Source organism: Kitasatospora sp. NPDC051702, assembly GCF_040681575.1.
Classification (GTDB): Bacteria; Actinomycetota; Actinomycetes; order Streptomycetales; family Streptomycetaceae; genus Kitasatospora.
On sequence record NZ_JBFAZB010000038.1, the window covers coordinates 74,728 to 95,076 of the forward strand.

The 20,349-nt window shown below is 73.5% G+C and carries 19 protein-coding genes; 2 read left to right on the plus strand and 17 right to left on the minus strand.

The window, feature by feature from the left end:
* Positions 1–37: 37 nt before the first annotated feature.
* The 17 genes from AB0N04_RS27385 to AB0N04_RS27465 form a co-directional block, all read right to left on the minus strand.
* Positions 38–1,498, minus strand: coding sequence for a glutamate synthase subunit beta (locus AB0N04_RS27385; RefSeq protein WP_360212454.1), 1,461 nt, complete (start codon positions 1,496–1,498; stop codon positions 38–40).
* Positions 1,491–6,092, minus strand: coding sequence for a glutamate synthase large subunit (gltB, locus tag AB0N04_RS27390; RefSeq protein WP_360212498.1), 4,602 nt, complete (start codon positions 6,090–6,092; stop codon positions 1,491–1,493). The genes AB0N04_RS27385 and gltB overlap by 8 nt, the downstream gene beginning before the upstream one ends.
* Before the next feature lie 506 nt (positions 6,093–6,598).
* A complete protein-coding gene (locus AB0N04_RS27395; protein ID WP_360212499.1) occupies positions 6,599–7,321 on the minus strand; it encodes a VIT1/CCC1 transporter family protein in 723 nt (240 codons plus the stop codon).
* A gap of 159 nt (positions 7,322–7,480) precedes the next feature.
* Positions 7,481–8,509 (minus strand): prolipoprotein diacylglyceryl transferase, encoded by a 1,029-nt coding sequence (lgt, locus tag AB0N04_RS27400; RefSeq protein ID WP_360212456.1) that lies wholly within the window; start codon positions 8,507–8,509, stop codon positions 7,481–7,483.
* Positions 8,510–8,702: 193 nt separating this feature from the next.
* Positions 8,703–9,566 (minus strand): thioredoxin domain-containing protein, encoded by an 864-nt coding sequence (locus AB0N04_RS27405; protein WP_360212457.1) that lies wholly within the window; start codon positions 9,564–9,566, stop codon positions 8,703–8,705.
* Between the two features lie 68 nt (positions 9,567–9,634).
* The gene (locus tag AB0N04_RS27410; protein WP_360212459.1) at positions 9,635–10,153 is read right to left on the minus strand and encodes a MauE/DoxX family redox-associated membrane protein; all 519 of its coding nucleotides are present in this window, start codon (positions 10,151–10,153) and stop codon (positions 9,635–9,637) included.
* Positions 10,154–10,315: 162 nt separating this feature from the next.
* Positions 10,316–10,567 (minus strand): hypothetical protein, encoded by a 252-nt coding sequence (locus AB0N04_RS27415; protein WP_360212461.1) that lies wholly within the window; start codon positions 10,565–10,567, stop codon positions 10,316–10,318.
* A gap of 246 nt (positions 10,568–10,813) precedes the next feature.
* On the minus strand, positions 10,814–11,623 hold the full coding sequence (trpA, locus tag AB0N04_RS27420; protein WP_360212463.1) for a tryptophan synthase subunit alpha: 810 nt from the start codon (positions 11,621–11,623) through the stop codon (positions 10,814–10,816).
* Between the two features lie 2 nt (positions 11,624–11,625).
* Positions 11,626–12,897, minus strand: a complete 1,272-nt coding sequence (gene trpB, locus AB0N04_RS27425) for a tryptophan synthase subunit beta (RefSeq protein WP_360212465.1) — start codon at positions 12,895–12,897, stop codon at positions 11,626–11,628.
* Between the two features lie 209 nt (positions 12,898–13,106).
* The gene (gene trpC, locus AB0N04_RS27430; protein WP_360212466.1) at positions 13,107–13,913 is read right to left on the minus strand and encodes an indole-3-glycerol phosphate synthase TrpC; all 807 of its coding nucleotides are present in this window, start codon (positions 13,911–13,913) and stop codon (positions 13,107–13,109) included.
* Between the two features lie 350 nt (positions 13,914–14,263).
* Entirely contained in the window at positions 14,264–14,704 is a 441-nt protein-coding gene (locus AB0N04_RS27435; protein ID WP_360212468.1) for a DUF2752 domain-containing protein, read from the minus strand.
* 88 nt (positions 14,705–14,792) lie between these two features.
* Positions 14,793–15,065: an HGxxPAAW family protein gene (locus tag AB0N04_RS27440; RefSeq protein WP_360212470.1), complete on the minus strand. Its 273-nt coding sequence runs from the start codon at positions 15,063–15,065 to the stop codon at positions 14,793–14,795.
* A gap of 135 nt (positions 15,066–15,200) precedes the next feature.
* Positions 15,201–15,803 (minus strand): TIGR02234 family membrane protein, encoded by a 603-nt coding sequence (locus AB0N04_RS27445; RefSeq protein WP_360212472.1) that lies wholly within the window; start codon positions 15,801–15,803, stop codon positions 15,201–15,203.
* A gap of 26 nt (positions 15,804–15,829) precedes the next feature.
* A complete protein-coding gene (locus tag AB0N04_RS27450; protein ID WP_360212474.1) occupies positions 15,830–16,303 on the minus strand; it encodes a hypothetical protein in 474 nt (157 codons plus the stop codon).
* 41 nt (positions 16,304–16,344) lie between these two features.
* Positions 16,345–17,868 carry an anthranilate synthase component I gene (locus AB0N04_RS27455; protein ID WP_360212476.1) on the minus strand — a complete coding sequence of 508 codons (1,524 nt, stop codon included), beginning with the start codon at positions 17,866–17,868 and terminating at the stop codon, positions 16,345–16,347.
* A 70-nt stretch (positions 17,869–17,938) separates the two neighbouring features.
* Positions 17,939–18,310, minus strand: coding sequence for a phosphoribosyl-AMP cyclohydrolase (hisI, locus tag AB0N04_RS27460; RefSeq protein WP_360212478.1), 372 nt, complete (start codon positions 18,308–18,310; stop codon positions 17,939–17,941).
* Positions 18,311–18,383: 73 nt separating this feature from the next.
* Positions 18,384–18,860, minus strand: a complete 477-nt coding sequence (locus AB0N04_RS27465; protein WP_360212480.1) for a hypothetical protein — start codon at positions 18,858–18,860, stop codon at positions 18,384–18,386.
* Positions 18,861–18,985: 125 nt separating this feature from the next.
* Between AB0N04_RS27465 and AB0N04_RS27470 the strand changes: the two genes are divergently transcribed.
* Both AB0N04_RS27470 and AB0N04_RS27475 read left to right on the plus strand, forming a co-directional pair.
* On the plus strand, positions 18,986–19,564 hold the full coding sequence (locus AB0N04_RS27470; RefSeq protein ID WP_360212482.1) for a hypothetical protein: 579 nt from the start codon (positions 18,986–18,988) through the stop codon (positions 19,562–19,564).
* A gap of 25 nt (positions 19,565–19,589) precedes the next feature.
* Positions 19,590–20,228: a TIGR03085 family metal-binding protein gene (locus tag AB0N04_RS27475; RefSeq protein ID WP_360212484.1), complete on the plus strand. Its 639-nt coding sequence runs from the start codon at positions 19,590–19,592 to the stop codon at positions 20,226–20,228.
* The last annotated feature ends 121 nt before the right edge of the window (positions 20,229–20,349 follow it).

Consider the following 20,349-nt stretch of genomic DNA (forward strand, 5'->3'; position numbering starts at 1 on the left):
GTGGGGACCGGTCGGGACCGGATGGCCGGTCGGGCCGTCAGACCACCAGGGGGCGGTCGGTGGGCCGGATCGGGGCGGGCAGCGGGGTCTTGCCTCCGAGGTGCTTGTCCACGGCGGCGGCGGCCGAGCGGCCTTCCGCGATGGCCCAGACGATCAGCGACTGGCCACGGCCGGCGTCTCCGCAGACGTACACGCCATCGACATTGGTGGCGAACCGGCCGTCGCGGCCAATGTTACCGCGCGCGTCGAGGTCCACTCCCAGCTGCTCGACCAGGCCGTTGCGCACGTCCGTCCCGGTGAAGCCCATGGCCAGGGTGACGAGCTGGGCCGGGATGGACCGCTCGGTGCCGGGGACGGGCTCGAACCTGCCGTCCTTGAACTCGACCTCGACGAGGTGGAGCTCCTGGACGTTGCCGTCCTCGTCGCCGGTGAAGCGGGTGGTGTTGACGGAGTAGATCCGCTCGCCGCCCTCCTCGTGCGCGGAGGTGACCTTGTAGGTCATCGGCATGGTCGGCCAGGGCTGGTGGCCGGGGCGCTCCTCGCCGGGGCGGGGCATGATCTCCAGCTGGGTGACGGAGGCCGCGCCCTGGCGGTGGGCGGTGCCGACGCAGTCGGCGCCGGTGTCGCCGCCGCCGATGACGACGACGTGCTTGCCCTTGGCGCTGATCGGCGACTCGACGAAGTCGCCCTCCTGCACCTTGTTGGCCAGCGGCAGGTACTCCATGGCCTGGTGGACGCCCTTGAGCTCGCGCCCGGGGACGGGCAGGTCGCGGGCGGTGGTGGCGCCGGCGGCGACGACGACGGCGTCGAAGCGCTCGCGCAGCTGCTGGCCGGTGATGTCCTCGCCGACGTGGACGCCGGTGCGGAAGCGGGTGCCCTCCGCGCGCATCTGCTCGATGCGGCGGTTGATGTGGCGCTTCTCCATCTTGAACTCGGGGATGCCGTAGCGCAGCAGTCCGCCGATGCGGTCGGCGCGCTCGTACACCACCACGGTGTGCCCGGCCCGGGTGAGCTGCTGGGCGGCGGCCAGGCCGGCCGGGCCGGAACCGACGACGGCCACGGTCTTGCCGGAGAGGCGCTCGGGGACCTGCGGGGTGACGCCGCCCCGGTCCCAGGCCTTGTCGATGATGGTGACCTCGACGTTCTTGATGGTCACCGCGTCCTGGTTGATGCCGAGCACGCAGGCCGACTCGCAGGGCGCCGGGCAGAGGCGGCCGGTGAACTCCGGGAAGTTGTTCGTCGCGTGGAGGCGCTCGATCGCGCCGACGAAGTCGTCCCGGTAGGCGAGGTCGTTCCACTCGGGGATGAGGTTCCCGAGCGGGCAGCCGTTGTGGCAGAACGGGATGCCGCAGTCCATGCAGCGGCCGGCCTGCTTGGTGATGATCGGCAGGAGGCTGCGCTCGACGTAGACCTCGTTCCAGTCCCGCAGACGGACGTCCACGGGACGGCGCTCGGCCAGCTGCTTGGGCGTGGTCAGGAAGCCCTTGGGGTCAGCCATTAGCCGCCTCCATCATCTTGCGAGTGGTCTCGGCCTCGGAGAGGCCATCGCGCTCAGCGGCGTCCTTGGCGGCGAGCACTGCCTTGTAGTCGGTCGGCATGATCTTGGAGAAGCGGGACACCCCGCCGCCCCAGTCGGCCAGGAGTTCGGCGGCGACGGTGGAGCCGGTCTCCTCGTAGTGCTGCTGCACGGTCTCGCGCAGCCATTCGCGGTCGGCGGCGCCGGGGGCCTCGATGCCCACCAGTCCGTCGTTGACGTTCGCGGGGCGCAGGTCCAGCACGTAGGCGATGCCGCCGGACATGCCGGCCGCGAGGTTGCGCCCGGTCTCGCCGAGGATGACGACCCGGCCGCCGGTCATGTACTCCAGGCCGTGGTCGCCGACGCCCTCGACGACCAGGGTGGCGCCGGAGTTGCGGACGGCGAAGCGCTCGCCGGCCTTGCCGCGCAGGTGGATCCGCCCGGCGGTGGCGCCGTAGCCGATGGTGTTGCCGGCGATGACGTGGTTCTGGGCGTCGTTGCCGATGGCCGCGGCGTCGCGGGCGGGGCGGACGACCACGACGCCGCCGGAGAGGCCCTTGCCGACGTAGTCGTTGGCGTCGCCCTCCAGGCGCAGGGTCACGCCGCGCGGCACGAAGGCGCCGAAGGACTGGCCGGCGGAGCCGGTGAAGGTCACGTCGATGGTGCCCTCGGGCAGGCCCTCGCCGCGGTAGCGCTTGGTCACCTCGTGGCCGAGCATGGTGCCGACCGTGCGGTTGACGTTGCGGATCGGCAGCTGGATGCGGACGGCGTCGCCGCGCTCCAGGGCGTCCTCGGCCAGCGTGATCAGCTGGTTGTCCAGGGCCTTGTCCAGGGCGTGGTCCTGGGTGGTGGTGCAGTGGCGCGCCGCGCCGTCCGGGAGCGCGGGGACGTGGAAGAGCGGGGCCAGGTCGAGCCCGGCGGCCTTCCAGTGGTCGATCGCGCCCTGGGCGTTGATGTGCTCGGCGTGGCCGACGGCCTCCTCGATCGAGCGGAAGCCCAGCGAGGCCAGGATCTCCCGGACCTCCTCGGCGATGAACTCGAAGAAGTTGACCACGAACTCGGGCTTGCCGGAGAAGCGCTCGCGCAGCACCGGGTTCTGGGTGGCGACGCCGACCGGGCAGGTGTCCAGGTGGCAGACGCGCATCATGATGCAGCCGGAGACGACCAGCGGGGCGGTGGCGAAGCCGAACTCCTCCGCGCCGAGCAGCGCGGCGATGACGACGTCGCGGCCGGTCTTGAGCTGGCCGTCGGTCTGCACGACGATGCGGTCGCGCAGGCCGTTGAGCAGCAGGGTCTGCTGGGTCTCGGCGAGGCCGAGCTCCCAGGGGCCGCCGGCGTGCTTGAGCGAGGTGAGCGGGGAGGCGCCGGTTCCGCCGTCGTGGCCGGAGACGAGGACGACGTCCGCGTGCGCCTTGGAGACGCCCGCGGCGACCGTTCCGACGCCGACCTCGGAGACCAGCTTCACGTGGATGCGGGCCGCCGGGTTGGCGTTCTTGAGGTCGTGGATCAGCTGCGCCAGGTCCTCGATCGAGTAGATGTCGTGGTGCGGCGGCGGCGAGATCAGACCGACACCCGGGGTGGAGTGCCGGGTCTTGGCGACCCACGGGTAGACCTTGTGGCCGGGCAGCTGGCCGCCCTCGCCGGGCTTGGCGCCCTGGGCCATCTTGATCTGGATGTCGTCGGCGTTGACGAGGTACTCGGAGGTGACGCCGAAGCGGCCGGAGGCGACCTGCTTGATCGCCGAGCGGCGCTCGGGGTCGTACAGGCGGTCCGGGTCCTCGCCGCCCTCGCCGGTGTTGGACTTGCCGCCGAGGCGGTTCATCGCGATGGCGAGGGTCTCGTGGGCCTCGCGGGAGATGGAGCCGTAGGACATCGCGCCGGTGGAGAAGCGCTTGACGATCGCGGAGACCGGCTCGACCTCCTCCACGGGGACGGGGGTCCGGCCGAGGGCGTCCAGCTCGAACAGGCCGCGCAGCGTCATCAGGCGGGTGGACTGCTCGTTCACCCGGTCCGTGTACTGCTTGAAGATGTCGTAGCGGCGGTTGCGGGTGGAGTGCTGCAGCCGGAAGACGGTGTCCGGGTCGAACAGGTGCGGCTCGCCCTCGCGGCGCCACTGGTACTCGCCGCCGATCTCCAGCGCGCGGTGCGCGGCGGGGATGCCGGAGGCCGGGTAGGCCTTGGCGTGGCGGGCGGCGGTCTCCTTGGCGATCTCGTCCAGGCCGATGCCGCCGAGCTTGGTGGTGGTGCCGGCGAAGTAGCCGGCCACCAGGTCCTGGGAGAGGCCGATGGCCTCGAAGACCTGGGCGCCGCGGTAGGAGGCGACGGTGGAGATGCCCATCTTGGACATGACCTTGAGCACGCCCTTGCCGAGCGCCTTGATCAGGTTCTTGATGGCCTTCTCGGGCTCGACGCCCTGGATGAACACGCCCTGGGCGACGAGGTCCTCGACGGACTCCATGGCCAGGTACGGGTTGACCGCGCCGGCGCCGTAGCCGATCAGCAGCGCGACGTGGTGCACCTCGCGGACGTCACCGGCCTCGACCAGCAGCGACACCTGGGTGCGCTGCTTGGTGCGGATGAGGTGGTGGTGGATCGCGGAGGTGAGCAGCAGCGAGGGGATCGGGGCGTGCTCGGCGTCGGAGTGCCGGTCGGAGAGCACGATGATCCGGGCGCCGTCGGCGATCGCGGCGTCGGCCTCGGCGGCGATCGCGGTCAGCCGGGCGGCCAGGCCCGCGCCGCCGGCACCGACCTTGTACAGGCCGGAGAGCGTGACGGCCTTGAGGCCGGGCTGGTCGCCGTCGGCGTTGATGTGGACGAGCTTGGCCAGCTCGTCGTTGTCGATCACCGGGAAGGTGATGCCGACGGAGCGGCAGGAGGCGGCCTCGGCGGCCAGCAGGTTGCCCTCGGGGCCGAGGTTGCTGAGCAGCGAGGTGACGAGCTCCTCGCGGATGGCGTCCAGCGGCGGGTTGGTGACCTGCGCGAAGAGCTGGACGAAGTAGTCGAAGAGCAGACGGGGCTTCTCGCTGAGCGCGGCGATCGGCGAGTCGGTGCCCATCGAGCCGAGCGCCTCGGCGCCGGTCTTGGCCATCGGCGCGAGGATGACGCGCAGCTCCTCCTCGGTGTACCCGAAGGTCTGCTGGCGGCGGGTGACCGAGGCGTGGGTGTGGGCGATGTGCTCGCGCTCGGGCAGCTTGGCGAGCTGGATCTGCCCGGCGGCGACCCAGTCCGCGTAGGGGTGCTCGGCGGCGAGGGCGGACTTGATCTCCTCGTCCTCGACGATGCGGCCCTCGGCGGTGTCGACGAGGAACATCCGGCCGGGCTGCAGGCGGCCCTTCTTGGCGACCTTCTCCTGCTCGATGTCGAGCACGCCGACCTCGGAGGAGAGGACGACCAGGCCGTCCTCGGTGATCCAGTAGCGGGCCGGGCGCAGGCCGTTGCGGTCGAGCACGGCGCCGACCTGGGTGCCGTCGGTGAAGGTGACGCAGGCCGGGCCGTCCCAGGGCTCCATCAGGTTGGAGTGGTACTGGTAGAACGCGCGGCGGGCCGGGTCCATGGTGGCGTGGTTCTCCCACGCCTCCGGGATCATCATCAGCACCGAGTGCGGGAGCGAGCGGCCGCCGAGGTGGAGCAGCTCCAGGACCTCGTCGAAGGAGGCCGAGTCGGAGTGGTCCGGGGTGCAGACCGGGAAGATCCGCTCCAGGCCCTGCCCCTTGCTGTTGGCGGGGATCAGGTCGGTGGCGAGCTGGGACTCGCGGGCGCTCATCCAGTTGCGGTTGCCCTTGACCGTGTTGATCTCGCCGTTGTGGGCGACGAAGCGGTACGGGTGGGCGAGCGGCCAGCTCGGGAAGGTGTTGGTGGAGAAGCGCGAGTGCACCAGGCCGATGGCGGAGGCGTAGGAGCGGTCCGACAGGTCGGGGAAGAAGGGCTCCAGCTGGCCGGTGGTCAGCATGCCCTTGTAGACGATGGTGCGCGCGGACAGCGACGGGAAGTAGACCCCGGCCTCGCGCTCGGCGCGCTTGCGGACGACGAAGGCGGTGCGGTCCAGCTCGATGCCGGCCTGGCCGTCCTTGCCGAGGAAGAGCTGCCGGAAGCGGGGCATGACCGAGCGGGCGGTGGCGCCGAGCAGGTCGGGGGTGACCGGGACGTCGCGCCAGCCGAGGACGGTGAAGCCCTCCTCGGCGGCGATGCCCTCGATCTGCGCGACGGCGGCGGCGGCCTCGTCGTCCTGGTCGGGCAGGAAGGCGATGCCGACGGCGTAGGCGCCGGCGGCGGGGAGGTCGAAGTCGACCTTGCCGCGCAGGAAGGCGTCCGGGACCTGGGTGAGGATGCCCGCGCCGTCGCCGGAGTCGGGCTCGGCGCCGGTGGCGCCGCGGTGCTCCAGGTTGCGCAGGACGGTCAGCGCCTGCTCGACGATGGTGTGGTCGGCGATGCCGGTCAGCGTGGCGACGAAACCGACGCCGCAGGCGTCGTGCTCGTTTCGCGGGTCGTACAGGCCCTGAGCGGTAGGTCGCGCATCCGGAACGAGCGCGTACGGCCGGCGGGAGGCGCCGGCCTGGGGCTCGTTGGCGGAGTGCATGGATGCAGACAGCATCGGCTCTCCCGTCGTCGTCTTTCGGCGGTGTGGTGCAAGGAGGGACGACGCTGGCCCTGATGCGATTTCGTGCAAGTTACATGATGCCCAAGATCCCGGGAAGTGGAATATCCGGTCCACATGGCGGACGGATCCGCAGGTCAAGGGGGCAATGGGGGGACGTGCCACGGTGCACGTCCCGACGATTGTGCCCGGCGGTCGGCCGCCTGAAACAGGGGCGAAACCCGATCGCCACACAGGACGATCATGGCGTCCTGCGATTCCATCCCGAGGCTCTGCCCGCGGATGCGAATCCACGGTTCCTGAGCTCGGATGATGAGACTAGGCCAGGCGGTACCGGGGATCCATGTGTGGAACGTCACGCATTGACCAGCATAGTCATGCACTCCGCTGTGGCATCGCACAGAGCTCCCCCACCACCCCGGCCCGCCCTCCGGTCCGGCCGTCCGGCCGTCCGGCCGTCCGGCCGTCCGGTCGGCGGGCCCGCCCGGTCAGCCGACGTGGCCGCCGATCAGCCACCCCAGCAGGTACGTCACCCCCGCCGCCGCCCCGCCCAGCACCAGCTGCCGCAGCCCGCTGAACCACCAGCTGCGCGCCGTCACCCGGGCCACCACCGCGCCGCACAGGAACAGCCCCGCCGCCGACAGCAGCAGCGCGGGCACCAGCGAGGTCGCCCCCAGCAGGTACGGCAGCAGCGGCAGCAGCGCACCCACCGCGAAGCAGACGAACGAGGACCCGGCGGCCACCCACGGCGACGGCAGGTCGTTGGGGTCGACGCCCAGCTCCTCCCGGGCGTGGACCTCCAGGGCCTGGTCCGGATTGGCCGACAGCTGCCGGGCGACCTCGTGGGCCAGCTCCGGCTCCACCCCGCGGGAGACGTACAGCTGCGCCAGCTCGGCCAGCTCGCCGTGCGGGTTGCGGCTCAGCTCCAGCCGCTCGACCTCGATCTCCGCCTGGACCAGCTCGGCCTGCGAGGCGACCGAGGTGTACTCCCCCGCCGCCATCGAGCAGGCACCGGCCGCCAGCCCGGCGAGCCCGGTCAGCACGACCGTGCCGTTGGACGCCGCGCCGCCGACCACACCGGTCATCAGGGCGAAGTTGGAGACCAGGCCGTCCATCGCGCCGAACACGGCGGGCCGCAGCCAGCCGCCGTTCACGTCCCGGTGGTGGTCCGCCGCGGGTATGCGGGGGTGCTGCCCGGCCTCGGGCTCCAGGGTGGTCGCGCTCACGGTCGTCCCCTCCGTTCAAGTCGTCTGTCTTGAACGTAGCCGCCCTGACCTGGGCACTTCCAGCAAAGTAAGGCTGTCCGAACACCGCGACGGCCGCCCTCCGCGAGCATCGCGGGGGCGGCCGGTCCGGGGTGAAGTCCCAGGTCAGGTCAGGTTCTTGGCGTCCTTGCCGGTGGCGTCGGCGGCTCCGCCGGCCGGTTCCCCGGCCTCCTCGCCGTCCACGGACCGGGACGGTTTCCTCCCGGCGGCACCCTCCGGCGCCCGGTCGGCCGGCTCCTCGTCCGCCCCGGTGCGGGCCTTGCCGGCCCCGTCCGCGGCCTCGGCGGCCTCCGGCTCCGACTCGTGCGCGGCCGGGTCGATGGTGGCCGGGTCCTCCCGGCCGGGCCGCTTCTTCCCGACGATCACCAGGTACGCCACGGCGCCCAGGAACACCAGGATCGAGGTCCAGTCGTTCAGCCGCAGGCCGAAGTAGACGTGCGCCTCGTCGATCCGCAGCCACTCCGTCCAGAACCGGCCCACCGTGTACGCGGCCACGTACAGCGCGAACGCCCGCCCGTGGCCCAGGGTGAAGCGGCGGTCCGCCCAGATCACCAGCAGCGCGACGGCGACGCACCAGATCGACTCGTAGAGGAAGGTCGGGTGGTAGACGCCCTTGACGACCTCACCGCCGGGCAGCGTCTTGTCGATCTCCAGGCCCCACGGCAGCGTGGTCGGGCGGCCGTACAGCTCCTGGTTGAAGTAGTTGCCCCAGCGGCCCAGCGCCTGCGCGAGCGCGATGCCCGGCGCGATGGCGTCGGCGTAGGCGGGCAGCGGCACGCCCCGGCGGCGGGCGCCGATCCAGGCGCCGACCGCGCCCAGCGCGATCGCGCCCCAGATCCCGAGGCCGCCCTCCCAGATCTTGAAGGCGTTCCAGGGGTTCTTGCCCTCGTCGAAGTACAGCTGGTGGTCGGTGATCACGTGGTAGAGCCGGCCGCCGACCAGGCCGAAGGGCACGGCCCAGACGGCGATGTCGCCGACCGTGTGCTTGGCACCGCCCCGGGCGACCCAGCGCTTGCTGCCGAGCCAGACGGCCACGACGACACCGAGGATGATGCAGAAGGCGTAGGCGCGCAGCGGGACGGGTCCGAGGTACAGGACGCCCCGCGACGGGCTGGGAATGTAGGCGATATCCATGGCGGTTCCGACGCTACAGGGTCCGCGGCCCCCGCCGGACACCCCCGGGGTCACAGAAACCGAACAACGGGCCACGCGACGACGCCGCCGCCCCCTCCGGACGGGGAGGGAGCGGCGGCTGCGCCCGGCGGAGTGGAGCCCGTCCGGTGGATCCGGTGCGCCCGGGCGGGAGCGGCCGGACCGGCTCCGGAGCTCAGCCGGCGTTGGGGGACGGGTTGTTGGCCTCCGACGCGGTGCTGGTGGGCGCCGGAGTCTGCCCGTTGGAGCCGGGGGTGCCGAGCTGCTTGCCCTGGTTGGCGGCGTCGACCCACTTCGTCAGGTTGGCCGGGGTGATCTCCTCGGAGCCGTTCTTGGGGTAGATCGGCTGGCCGTTGAGCAGCACGGTCGGGGTCGACTTGTAGCTGGACTTGTCGAAGTCCTGCTGCACCGAGGAGACCCACCCGCCGAACTTGTTGTCGTTGACGCAGGCCTGGAAGGCGGGGGTGTCGAGGCCGTTGACCTGCTTGGCGAGGTTGAGCAGGACGGCCTTGTCCCCGAAGGCGTCGCTGGTCTCGTCCGGCTGGTTGCGGTAGAGCACGTCGTGGTAGTCCCGGAAGTGCCCGGCGTCCTGGGCGCAGGCCAGCGCGTTGGCCGCGGTCTTGGAGCCCTTGCCGGGGACGGCCCGGTCGATGAACGACACGATGTGGTAGTTGGTGGAGATCTTGCCGGCGTCCTCGAGCTGGTCGACGGTCGGCGAGAACTCGCGCTCGAAGATGCCGCAGGCCGGGCAGCGCGGGTCCTCGTAGACGGTGAGGACGGACGGGGCGTTGGCCGAGCCGACCGGGATGACCAGGTTCTTGTCGCCGATGGTCCCGGCGGGGGCGGCCGTCGGGGTCTCCGGCTTGGAGCGCTGGTTCTGCACCACGACGCCGGTGACCACGGCGGCGGCGATCACCGCGAGCACCACGCCGCCCACGATCAGCTTCTTCTTCCGCCGGGACGCGGCCTCCTCGGCCGCCCGCTGCGCCTGCATCCGCTCGCGGGCGGTGCGCTTGCCTTCTCGGTTCTTCTCGCTCATTGCCTTGACATCCACAGTCGGAGGGCCTTCGTGGGGTGGGGTGGTCGGGGTGCGGCGGGGCCGGCCGGTCAGCTCGCGAGCCAGCCGTCCGCCGAGAACTTGGTGCGGGGCCGCCACAGCAGCCACCCGGCGAGCAGCAGGAAGCCGGTGTCGCGCAGGATCTCCTGCAGGTACTCGGTCTGCGAGGCGTCGACGTGCCCGCCGCCGCCGAAGCAGCCGCAGTCGATCGAGATGCCGCGCGCCCAGGCGGAGACGATCCCGGCGATGAAGGCGAGCAGCAGCACCGCGGAGACGCCGGCGACGATCCGCACGCCGAGGCCGATCACCAGCAGCAGGGCGAGCGCCAGCTCCAGGAAGGGCAGGGCGTAGCCGACCGGTTTGACCAGGCCTTCGGGCAGGATCTCGTAGGCGCGGACGGCCTGGGCGGCCTCCGCCGGGTCGGCGATCTTGGCGAGGCCCGCCCAGCCCCAGACCACCGCGAGGCCGAGCCTGGCGGCGGTGCCCAGCCACAGGCTCCAGGCCGGATCCGACGGCCGCGCCGCCGGTGCGGGCGCCGAGTCGCCGGGCTGCGCTGCCGGGCCGGCCATCAGGGAACCCCCCTTGGGAAACTCGTTCACTTCCTGACGAACCGTAAGGGACGAGGGGTGGTTCCTCCATATTCAGGAATTAAGCCGGACGAGTGACGGCTGATGACGGTGTGTCCGTATTCGGCGAACACCCGTTCCCCGTCCGGCGGCGCCCGGCGCGCCTCAGAGCCGGTGGCAGCCGGGCGGGCGGACCGGGTCGGTCGGGTCGGCCCGGCCCGCGTGGTGCGGGCGGGCGGCCCGTTCGGCGGCGTCCCACCGGGCTGCCTCCGCGCAGGCGTGCGCGTCCCGCACGGCCCGTTCGGCGCCGCGCTTGGCCAGCGCCTGCCCCACCTCGGTGTGCGCCCCGACGGCGGCGCCGAGGGCCAGCGCGGCGGCCGCCGCGCGCAGCAGAACGGCCCGATGGAGACCCGGCACCGGCTCACCCCTTCGTTCGCTCGGCGACCTCGTGCACGTCGCCCGTGCACTCGTCCCTCCACTCAACGCCGGTCAACCCCGCCTGATGCGTGTCCCCGGCGCTGTTCACCCGTTCGGGGCCGCACCGCTGCGCCGCACGCCCGCCACCCGTCCCCCGGGCGGTCCGGGTGCGGGCCACGAAGGGCGACGGCCCGCCACCCCCCTGCGCGAGGGGGGTGGCGGGCCGTCGGGTGGTGCGGGTGCGGGTCAGCGCCGGCGGACGCCCGCCGCCAGGTCGCCCGCGACGGCGCGCACCGCGTCCAGCGCGGCCGCCTCGTCGTCCCCGGCCTCCAGGATCCGCTTCACGAACGCGGAGCCCACGATCACGCCGTCCGCGAAGCCCGCCACCTCGGCGGCCTGCTCCGCGGTGGAGACCCCGAGGCCCACGCAGACCGGGAGGTCGGTGGTGGCCCGGGTGCGGGCGACCAGGTCCTCGGCGAGCGAGCCGACCTGGGTGCGGGTGCCGGTCACGCCCATCACGGCGGCGGCGTAGACGAAGCCGCTGCCGGCCGCGGTGACCTCGGCCAGGCGGTGGTCCTTGCTGCTCGGGGCGACCACGAACACGGTGTCCAGGCCGTGCTCCTCCGCCGCCTTGCGCCACTCCTCGGACTCCTCGACCGGCAGGTCGGGCAGGATGCAGCCGACGCCGCCCGCGGCGGCGAGGTCGGCGGCGAAGCGCGCGGTGCCGTAGCGCTCGACCGGGTTCCAGTACGTCATCACCAGCACCGCCGCCTCGGGGTGCGCGGTGGCGACCTCCTGGACGGTGCGCAGCACGTCCTTGATCCGCACGCCGCCGCGCAGCGCGATGTCGTCGGCGGTCTGGATGACGGCGCCGTCCAGGACCGGGTCGGAGTGCGGCAGGCCGACTTCGACGACGTCGCAGCCGCCCTCGATCAGGGCGTTGACCGCCCGGATGCCGCCGTCGACGGTCGGGAAGCCGGCCGGCAGGTAGCCGATCAGCGCGGCGCGGTTCTCCGCCTTGGCGGCGGCCAGGATGCCGCTGAGCTTCGATGCCATGGTCACTTACCCCCGTGGGCCGAGTCGTGGGCCGCGTCGCCGGCCGGCTCGTCGTACAGGCCGAAGTACTCGGCCGCGGTGTGCATGTCCTTGTCGCCGCGCCCGGAGAGCGAGACCAGGATGGTGGCCTCGGGCCCGAGTTCACGGCCCAGTTCGAGGGCCCCGGCGAGCGCGTGGGCGCTCTCGATGGCCGGGATGATGCCCTCGGTGCGGGACAGCAGCCGCAGCGCCTGCATGGCGGCGTCGTCGGTGACGGGGCGGTACTCGGCCCGGCCGGAGTCCTTCAGCCAGGCGTGCTCCGGGCCGACGCCCGGGTAGTCGAGGCCGGCCGAGATGGAGTGCGACTCGATGGTCTGGCCGTCCTCGTCCTGCAGGACGTAGGTGCGCGAGCCGTGCAGCACGCCGGGGTCGCCCTTGGTGAGGGTGGCGGCGTGCCGGGGGGTCTCGGCGCCCTCGCCGGCGGCCTCGCAGCCGATCAGGCGCACGCCGGCGTCGGGGATGAACTCGTGGAAGATGCCCATCGCGTTGGAGCCGCCGCCGACGCAGGCGACGACGGCGTCGGGCAGCCGCCCGGTGCGGTCGAGGACCTGCTGGCGCGCCTCGACGCCGATGACCCGGTGGAAGTCGCGGACCATCATCGGGAAGGGGTGCGGGCCGGCGACGGTGCCGAACAGGTAGTGGGTGGAGTCCACGTTGGCGACCCAGTCGCGGAACGCCTCGTTGATGGCGTCCTTGAGGGTGCGGCTGCCGGAGGTGACGGACACCACCTCGGCGCCCAGCATCCGCATCCGGGCGACGTTCAGCGCCTGGCGCTGGGTGTCGACCTCGCCCATGTAGATGGTGCAGTCGAAGCCGAACAGCGCGCAGGCGGTCGCGGTGGCCACGCCGTGCTGGCCGGCGCCGGTCTCGGCGATGATCCGGGTCTTGCCCATCCGCCGGGTGAGGAGGGCCTGGCCCAGCACGTTGTTGATCTTGTGCGAGCCGGTGTGGTTGAGGTCCTCGCGCTTGAGCAGGACGCGCGCGCCGCCCGCCTCGGCGGAGAAGCGGTGCACGTCGGTCAGCGGGCTCGGCCGGCCGGTGTAGTCCTTGAGCAGGGCGTCCAGCTCGGCGGTGAAGGCCGGGTCGGACTTGGCCTTCTCGTACTCCTCGGCGACCTGCTCGACGGCGGCGACCAGCGCCTCCGGGATGAAACGGCCGCCGTAGGCGCCGAAGTAGCCCCGGGCGTCCGGCACCTGGGCGCCGGGGAGGTAGTCCTTCGCGGACTTGTCGGACATGGTGGAAGTCCTTAGGGGGAGATGACGACAGTGACGTCTTCTGGCCGGGACCGGCCGAACGTCCGCCGCCATCGGCGGCCCGGCACCTGCCCGGGCTCGCAGCCGATCACGTACCGCACCCGCCGCCCCAGCACCCGGCGTGCGGGCGCGCGGCAGCCGCGCGGGCGGCAACCGGGGGCGAGGCGGGTGGCGATCTTCATGTCGGCCGGTCAGTCCTTGTGCCGGACGGCGGGGTGGGCCCCGGCGGCGACCAGGTCGGCGACCGCGGCGCGCGGGTCCTTGCCGGTCACCAGGGACTCGCCCACGAGCACCGCGTCGGCGCCCAGGTTGGCGTAGGAGATCACGTCCAGCGGGCCGCGCACGCCGGACTCGGCGACCTTGACGACGCTGTCCGGGATGGCGTGGACCACGTTGCCGAAGGTGTTGCGGTCCACCTCGAGGGTCTTGAGGTTGCGGGCGTTGACGCCGATGATCCGCGCCCCGGCGTCCACCGCGCGCTTGATCTCCTCCTCGTCGTGCACCTCGACCAGCGGGGTGAGGCCGATCGACTCGGCGCGCTCGATCAGCGACACCAGGGCCGGCTGCTCGAGGGCGGCGACGATCAGCAGCGCGAGGTCGGCGCCGTGCGCCCGAGCCTCCCACAGCTGGTACGCGGTGACGATGAAGTCCTTGCGCAGCAGCGGGGTGTCCACCGCGGCGCGGACGGCGTCCAGGTCGGCCAGCGACCCGCCGAAGCGGCGCTGCTCGGTCAGCACGCTGATCGCGGCGGCTCCGCCGGCCGCGTAGTCGCCCGCCAGTGCGGCCGGGTCGGCGATCGCGGCCAGCGCGCCCTTGGACGGGCTGGAGCGCTTCACCTCGCAGATCACCCGGACCCCGTCGCCCTTCAGGGCGGCGACGCCGTCCTTGGCCTCGGGGGCCTTGGCGGCGCGCTCCTTGAGCTCGTCCAGGGAGACCCGGGCCTGGCGTTCGGCGAGGTCCTCGCGGACCCCCTCGATGATCGTGTCGAGCACACTCATGCGCCCACCTCGCTTCGCTCGGCAGGCGCTGCGCGCAACACGCACCTGTCAATGGTTCGCTCTCCCCCAGCCTGCGGCTGGAGGTACCCCCATCGCTCGCTCACGCGAAGTGCCCCCATCATTTCTGCTAGTTCGCTAGCGACGAGCCGACCGGGACGGACCCGGTGGCTCTTCGATGGTATCGGCACCGGGGGGCGCGGGGCGCATCCGCCCGGGGCGCGTCTCGCGGACCGGACGCCCCCTGGAGCGGCTCTCAACTGCGGTTTCACCGGACGTCCACCGGTCCTCGAAGCCCCCGGTGGATCGAGTGGACCGATCACCGGCCCACCATGTGGACCGGTGCCCGCCGCTCAGACCAGCGGCGGGGCCAGTCCCGCGCCGACCGGCAGGTTGCGCACCACGGTGAACACCAGGACCAGCAGCGCGATCAGCACCCAGCGCCGGCCGCCGACCACGAGCCGGGGGCGCGGGCCGCCGGTCAGCGCGGCCCAGCCCCAGCGCAGCCAGAGCAGCGCCAGCACGCCGAGGAGCAGCACGGCCACCGCGTTGTCGTGCAGGGCTCCGGTCAGGTCGCCGTGGGTCAGCGCGTGCACGCAGCGCAGCCCCCCGCAGCCGGGGCACCACCAGCCGGTGGCGGTCAGGAACGGGCAGTCGGGGTAGTGCCCGGGGGAGTTCGGGTCCACCACGGCGACGAAGGCGGTGGGGACGGCCACCGCCGCCAGCGCGGCCAGCGGCGGGCCCAGCCGGCGCAGGACGGGCGGCGGGGCGGAGGCGGTGGGGGCGGCGTTCACGCCCCGATTGTGCCCGTGTCGGGCCCGGACGGAACGGAACGGCGGGCGCGCCGCGCCCGCCGTTCCGTCGTCCGCGGAAGGTCCGTCGTCAGGCGGTGGCGGCGGCGAGGGCGGCGCGGGCCGCGTGGGCCTCGGCCTGCTCCTCGCGCGAGGCGTAGACGTTGGTGCTGGGCTGCTTGCCCATGCCCGCCATCGACATGGCCTTGCCGACCACGCCACCGGCCAGGACGACCGCCAGGCCGGCCCAGACCAGCAGCACCGACGGGAGGATCATCGCGACCCCCGCGATCCCGGAACCGATGAAGGAGATGGTCACGCCGGTCCAGGCGGCGGGGGTGTGACCGTGTGCTGCTGCTGCCATCTGATGGTGCTCCTAGCCTCTCGGGGCCCGGCCGGGCCTGCGGGGCCGCCGGCGGGTTGACGACCTCCATTGTGCCGGGCCACACACCGGCTCCCCAAAGCGGGTGCCGGGTCTATCGCGTCACACGCGTGCCGGTCAGCCGGACGTCGGGTCCTCGCCGCGGTCCAGGGCCTTCCACAGGTCCGCCGGGGTCTCGCTCCGCGCCGGGGCCTTGCGGGTCGGCGCCTCGTACCGGCTGCCCATCGCCGGCCAGCCGCGGCCGTAGCGGAGGGTGAGCAGCCCGGCGACGGCCAGCAGCAGTCCGCCGACCAGGGCCACCCACGGCCAGCCGGTGTGGCCGACCCCGGTGGCCGCCGAGCCGGTCAGGGCCAGCTTGCGGGCCGCCTCGGCGTCCAGCGCGGCGGTGTCGCCGGCGCCCGCGGCGGAGGCGGCGGCCGCGCCGAGACCCGCCAGCAGGGTCAGCGCGCCCACCGCGAGCCGGCCTGCGCCGCGCACCGCGAACACCGCCACGGCCGCCGCGAGGCCCACCAGGGCCAGCCCGCCGGGCAGTTCGGAGATCGCGCCGCCGGTGACGGACACCGCCAGGGTGCCGGCCCGGCCCTCCGCCCAGACCCGGCCGACGGCGGTCAGCACCAGGACGGCGCTCAGCACGGTCAGCAGCAGCATCACGCCGAGCGTCCGGCGGCCCGCGGAGGGGGCCGGGGCGGCGGGGGCGGGGGTCTGGTCAGGAGCGGTCACCCGTCCACTATCCCCCGCCCGACGCGTCACACCGAACCCGGGGTGGGCGGCCCGGTCGGGAACTCGTCGGTGCGCAGCACGACCGTGCGCCCGCCGAGCGGCAGGAACAGGTCGTTGCCGAACGGCACCCGCTCGGCCTCCCGGTAGGCGCCGTCGGCGGACGGCGCGGTGTGCACGGTGCAGACCGCGGCCGCCGTGTCGACCACCACGTACAGCGGGATCCCGCCGAGCGCGTACGCCCGTGCCGTCCCGGCCGGGTGCGGCCCGGCCGCCTCCAGCACCGCCTCGACACCGGCGCCCGGGTGGCGGCCGCGGTCGTCGGGCCGGGCGTCCGGGGCGACGACGGCCAGGTCGGCGGTGAGGCCGCCGCCGGACGCCCCCGGGGCGTCGACCACCACCCCGCGCAGCACCCGGCCGCGGCCCGCCAGCTGTTCGCCGATCTGGGCGGCGGCACTGTGCAGGGCCGCGCGCCCCGGCCCGCCCTGCGGCTCCTCGGTCATCCCGGCCGCCTCTCTCGACGCCCCTCGACGGTTGCGGCGTCCTACGACATCTCCGGCGTCCGCAGCGTATTGGCGGTGGCGACGGCCCGCAGCACGGCGGCCGCCTTGTTGCGGCACTCGGTGTCCTCCCCGTGCGGGTCGGAGTCGGCGACGACACCCGCCCCGGCCTGCACGTAGGCGGTGCCGTCGCGCAGCACGGCGGTGCGGATGGCGATCGCGGTGTCGGAGTCCCCGGCGAAGTCCAGGTAGCCGACGCAGCCGCCGTAGAGGCCGCGGCGGGTGGGCTCCAGCTCCTCGATGATCCGCATCGCCCGCGGCTTGGGCGCACCGGAGAGGGTGCCGGCGGGGAAGCAGGCGGTCAGCACGTCGAAGGCGGTCCGCCCGGGTGCGACCGTGCCGGTGACGGTGGAGACGATGTGCATCACGTGGCTGTAGCGCTCGATCTGCATGAAGTCGACCACCTCCACGCTGCCCGGCTCACAGACCCGCCCCAGGTCGTTGCGGCCGAGGTCGACCAGCATCAGGTGCTCGGCCCGCTCCTTGGGGTCGGCGAGCAGCTCGGCGGCCAGCGCCGCGTCCTCGTGCGGGGTGGCGCCGCGGTGCCGGGTGCCGGCGATCGGGTGCAGCATCGCCTCGCCCTCGGTGACCTTGACCAGCGCCTCCGGGCTGGAGCCGACCACGTCGAAGCCGCCCTCGGCACCGCCGTCCGGCCCGGGGAAGCGGAACAGGTACATGTACGGGCTGGGGTTGGTGGTGCGCAGGACGCGGTAGACGTCCAGCGCGGAGGCCGGGCAGGGGGCCTCGAAGCGCTGCGAGGGGACGACCTGGAAGGCCTCGCCGGCCCGGATCCGCTCCTTGACCTCCTCGACGGCCGCCCGGTACGGCGCGCCGCCGAACGGGGAGCGGGCCTCGCCGGGGCCGGAGGGGGTGAAGGTGGCCAGGCCCGGGTCGACCGGCTTGAGCAGGTCGGCCTCCATGGCGTCGAGCCGGGCCACCGCGTCCGCGTGGGCCTCGTCCACGCCGCTGGCCAGGTCGTTGTGGTTGACGGCGTTGGCGATCAGCAGCACCGTGCCGTCGGCGTGGTCGAGCACGGCGAGGTCGGTGGCGAGCAGCATGGTCAGCTCGGGCAGCTTCAGGTCGTCCGGGTTGAGGTCGGGCAGCTTCTCCAGCCGGCGGACCACGTCGTAGCCGAGGTAGCCGACCAGGCCGCCGGTGAGCGGCGGCAGGCCGTCGTCGGTGTGCCGCGGGGTGTGCAGCGCCTCCAGGGCGGCGCGCAGCACCTGCAGCGGGTCCCCCGTGGTGGGGATGCCGACCGGCGGGGTGCCCAGCCAGCGGGCGTCGCCGTCCGGGCCGGCGGTGAGCACGGCGGCGCTGCGCACGCCGACGAAGGAGTAGCGCGACCAGCTGCGCCCCTGCTCGGCGGACTCCAGCAGGAAGGTGCCGGGTCGCTCGGCGGCGAGGCTGCGGTACAGGCCGATCGGGGTGAGACCGTCCGCGAGGAGCCTGCGGGTGACCGGGATGACCCGGGTGTCGACGGCGAGCTTGCGGAAGGCTTCGAGTTCCATGGCGGGCGGCACCTTCTGGAGTTCCGGTCGGGGTCGGGGGACGCGGGGTTCGGTCGGGGGGACGCGAGGTTCAGGAGAGCGGGAGCACGTCGGCGTCGAAGCAGGTGCGGTCCCCGGTGTGGCAGGCCGCGCCGGTCTGGTCGACCCTGACCAGCAGCGTGTCGCCGTCGCAGTCCAGCGCCACCGACTTGACCGCCTGGACGTGGCCGGAGGTGTCGCCCTTCACCCAGTACTCGCTGCGGCTGCGGCTCCAGTAGGTGCAGCGGCCGGTGGTGAGCGTGCGGTGCAGCGCCTCGTCGTCCATCCAGCCGAGCATCAGCACCTCACCGGTGTCGTACTGCTGCGCGATGGCCGGGAGCAGGCCGTCCTCGGTCCGCTTGAGGCGGGCGGCGATCTCGGGGGCCAGGGCGGTGGTGCCGGGGGCGGCGGGTGTGGTGGACATGGGGCCATTGTTGCAGTCCGGACCCGGCCCCCGGCACGTGCCGGACCGGCCCCCGACACCTGCCGGACACGCCCTACGACGCCTCGCGTTCGCAGCCGGACGGCCAGATCCGGTGGACGAACAGCCCGGCGGCCTCGGCCAGTCCGGCGATCCGGGCGGGTTCGCCGCCGGGTTCGCCGTCCCAGACCGCGATCAGCTCGTCGATCATGCCGACCAGGGCGCGCCCGGTGTCGTCGCCGAGTCCGCCGCGCTCCACGGCGGCCAGCCGGTGGACGGCGTTGGCCTCGTTCAACAGGCGCAGCCGGGTGGCCCGGTGCCCGTCGTCGGCACGGCCGACCGCGGGGGCGCTCGCGGGGACGATCACCTCCAGTTTGCCGCCGTGCTCCAGGACGGAGCGGGCGAACCAGCTCTCCGGCCCCTCCTCGACGCAACTGACGACGACCAGTTCGTACGGGCCGAAGGTGGTGACCAGCTGCCAGAGGTCCCCGCGGACCAGCATCTCCGTGATGCCGCCCGACAGACCCTGGTGACCGGTGATTCCGACGCGCATTCCCAGCTCCCGGGACTCGTGTCGTGCCGCCGGGAGCCTATCCGACGGCACGCGGACGCTCGGTACCGGGACGATTTCGGCCAACCTCCTGCCGGGCGGGCCCCCGGTGGGCCATCCTCGTGGCCATGACCTCCGAGCAGCAGCCGCCCGCAGCCGCCGAATCCCGCCCGTCCCGGGGCCTGGTCCTCACCGTCGCGGCGGTCCTGGCCGTGCTGCTCGCGGTGGTGGCCACCGTCCTGCTCTGGCCGGAGGAGCGGAAGCCCGCCGCCGCCGCGCCGCCCCCGCCCACCCCCACGGCCACCCCGACCCCCACGCCCACCCCGACACCGACCCCCGCCCCGACGAAGACCCCGCCGTACGCCTTCTTCCCGGTCGGCGCCTGCTTCGACCACCCGCAGCTGAGCCCGGTGATCACCAAGGCCGAGGAACGCCCCTGCACCGGCGAGCACGACGGCCAGGTCATCGCCGACCTCAAACTGGCCGACGGACTGGCCGGCGAGATCCCGATCGCGCTCGCCATGCGGGAGGGCTGCAAGGAGGCCGAGGCCGCCGCCAAGGCCCGCCAGAACGACGGAAAGACGTACTACGGGCGCCAGTTCGGCCCCGCCGGCACCAACTACCAGCAGGGCTGGCGGGACTACACCTGCACCCTGACCCTCAGCAACAAGCAGGGCGGGCCCAAGCTCACCGGCGCCCTGCGCTGACCTGTCCACGCCGTAGGCTGGCGGCATGTCGAACCACGCCCTCGCCGAGCGCCACCGTCTCGCCGAACTCCTGGCCGCCGCCGGGCCTGACGCCCCCACCCTCTGCGCCGGGTGGACCACCCGGGACCTCGCCGCCCACCTGGTGATCCGCGAGCGCCGGGCCGACGCGGCGGCCGGCATCCGGATCGGCGCGCTCGCCGACTGGACCCGGCGGGTGCAGGACGACTACGCCGGGCGCCCGTACGAGGAGTTGGTGCGCACGTTCCGCGCCGGCCCGCCGCTGCTCTCCCTGTTCGCCCTGCCCGGCGCGGACGAGGCCGCCAACACCGTCGAGTACTTCGTGCACGCCGAGGACGTCGCGCGCGCGGGCGAGGAGTGGACCGCCCGCCCGGTGCCGCCCGGCCGCGCCGACGCGCTCTGGCGCCGCCTGCCGATGATCGCCCGCTTCGAGGCCGGCCGCCGCTCCCCCGTCCGCCTCGTCCTGGAGCGCCCCGACGGCCGCTCCCTCACCGTCGGCCCCGCCGGCGCCCCCACCGTCCGCCTCACCGGCGAGCCGGGCGAGCTGGTCCTCTTCGTCTACGGCCGCGGCGCCCGCACCACCCTCACCGCCGACGGCGCCCCCGACGCCGTCGAAGCCCTCCGCCACATCCTCCCGCTCCCGTAGCCCCTCCGATCAAGGCAGGGGTCATTCACTCCTGCTGGCCCACCTCGCCGAGGCGGCGAGGTGGGTGTCGGAGTGGCTCGCCGAGCGCGACCTCCCCTACCGGGACTCCGCGGAGAAGGCC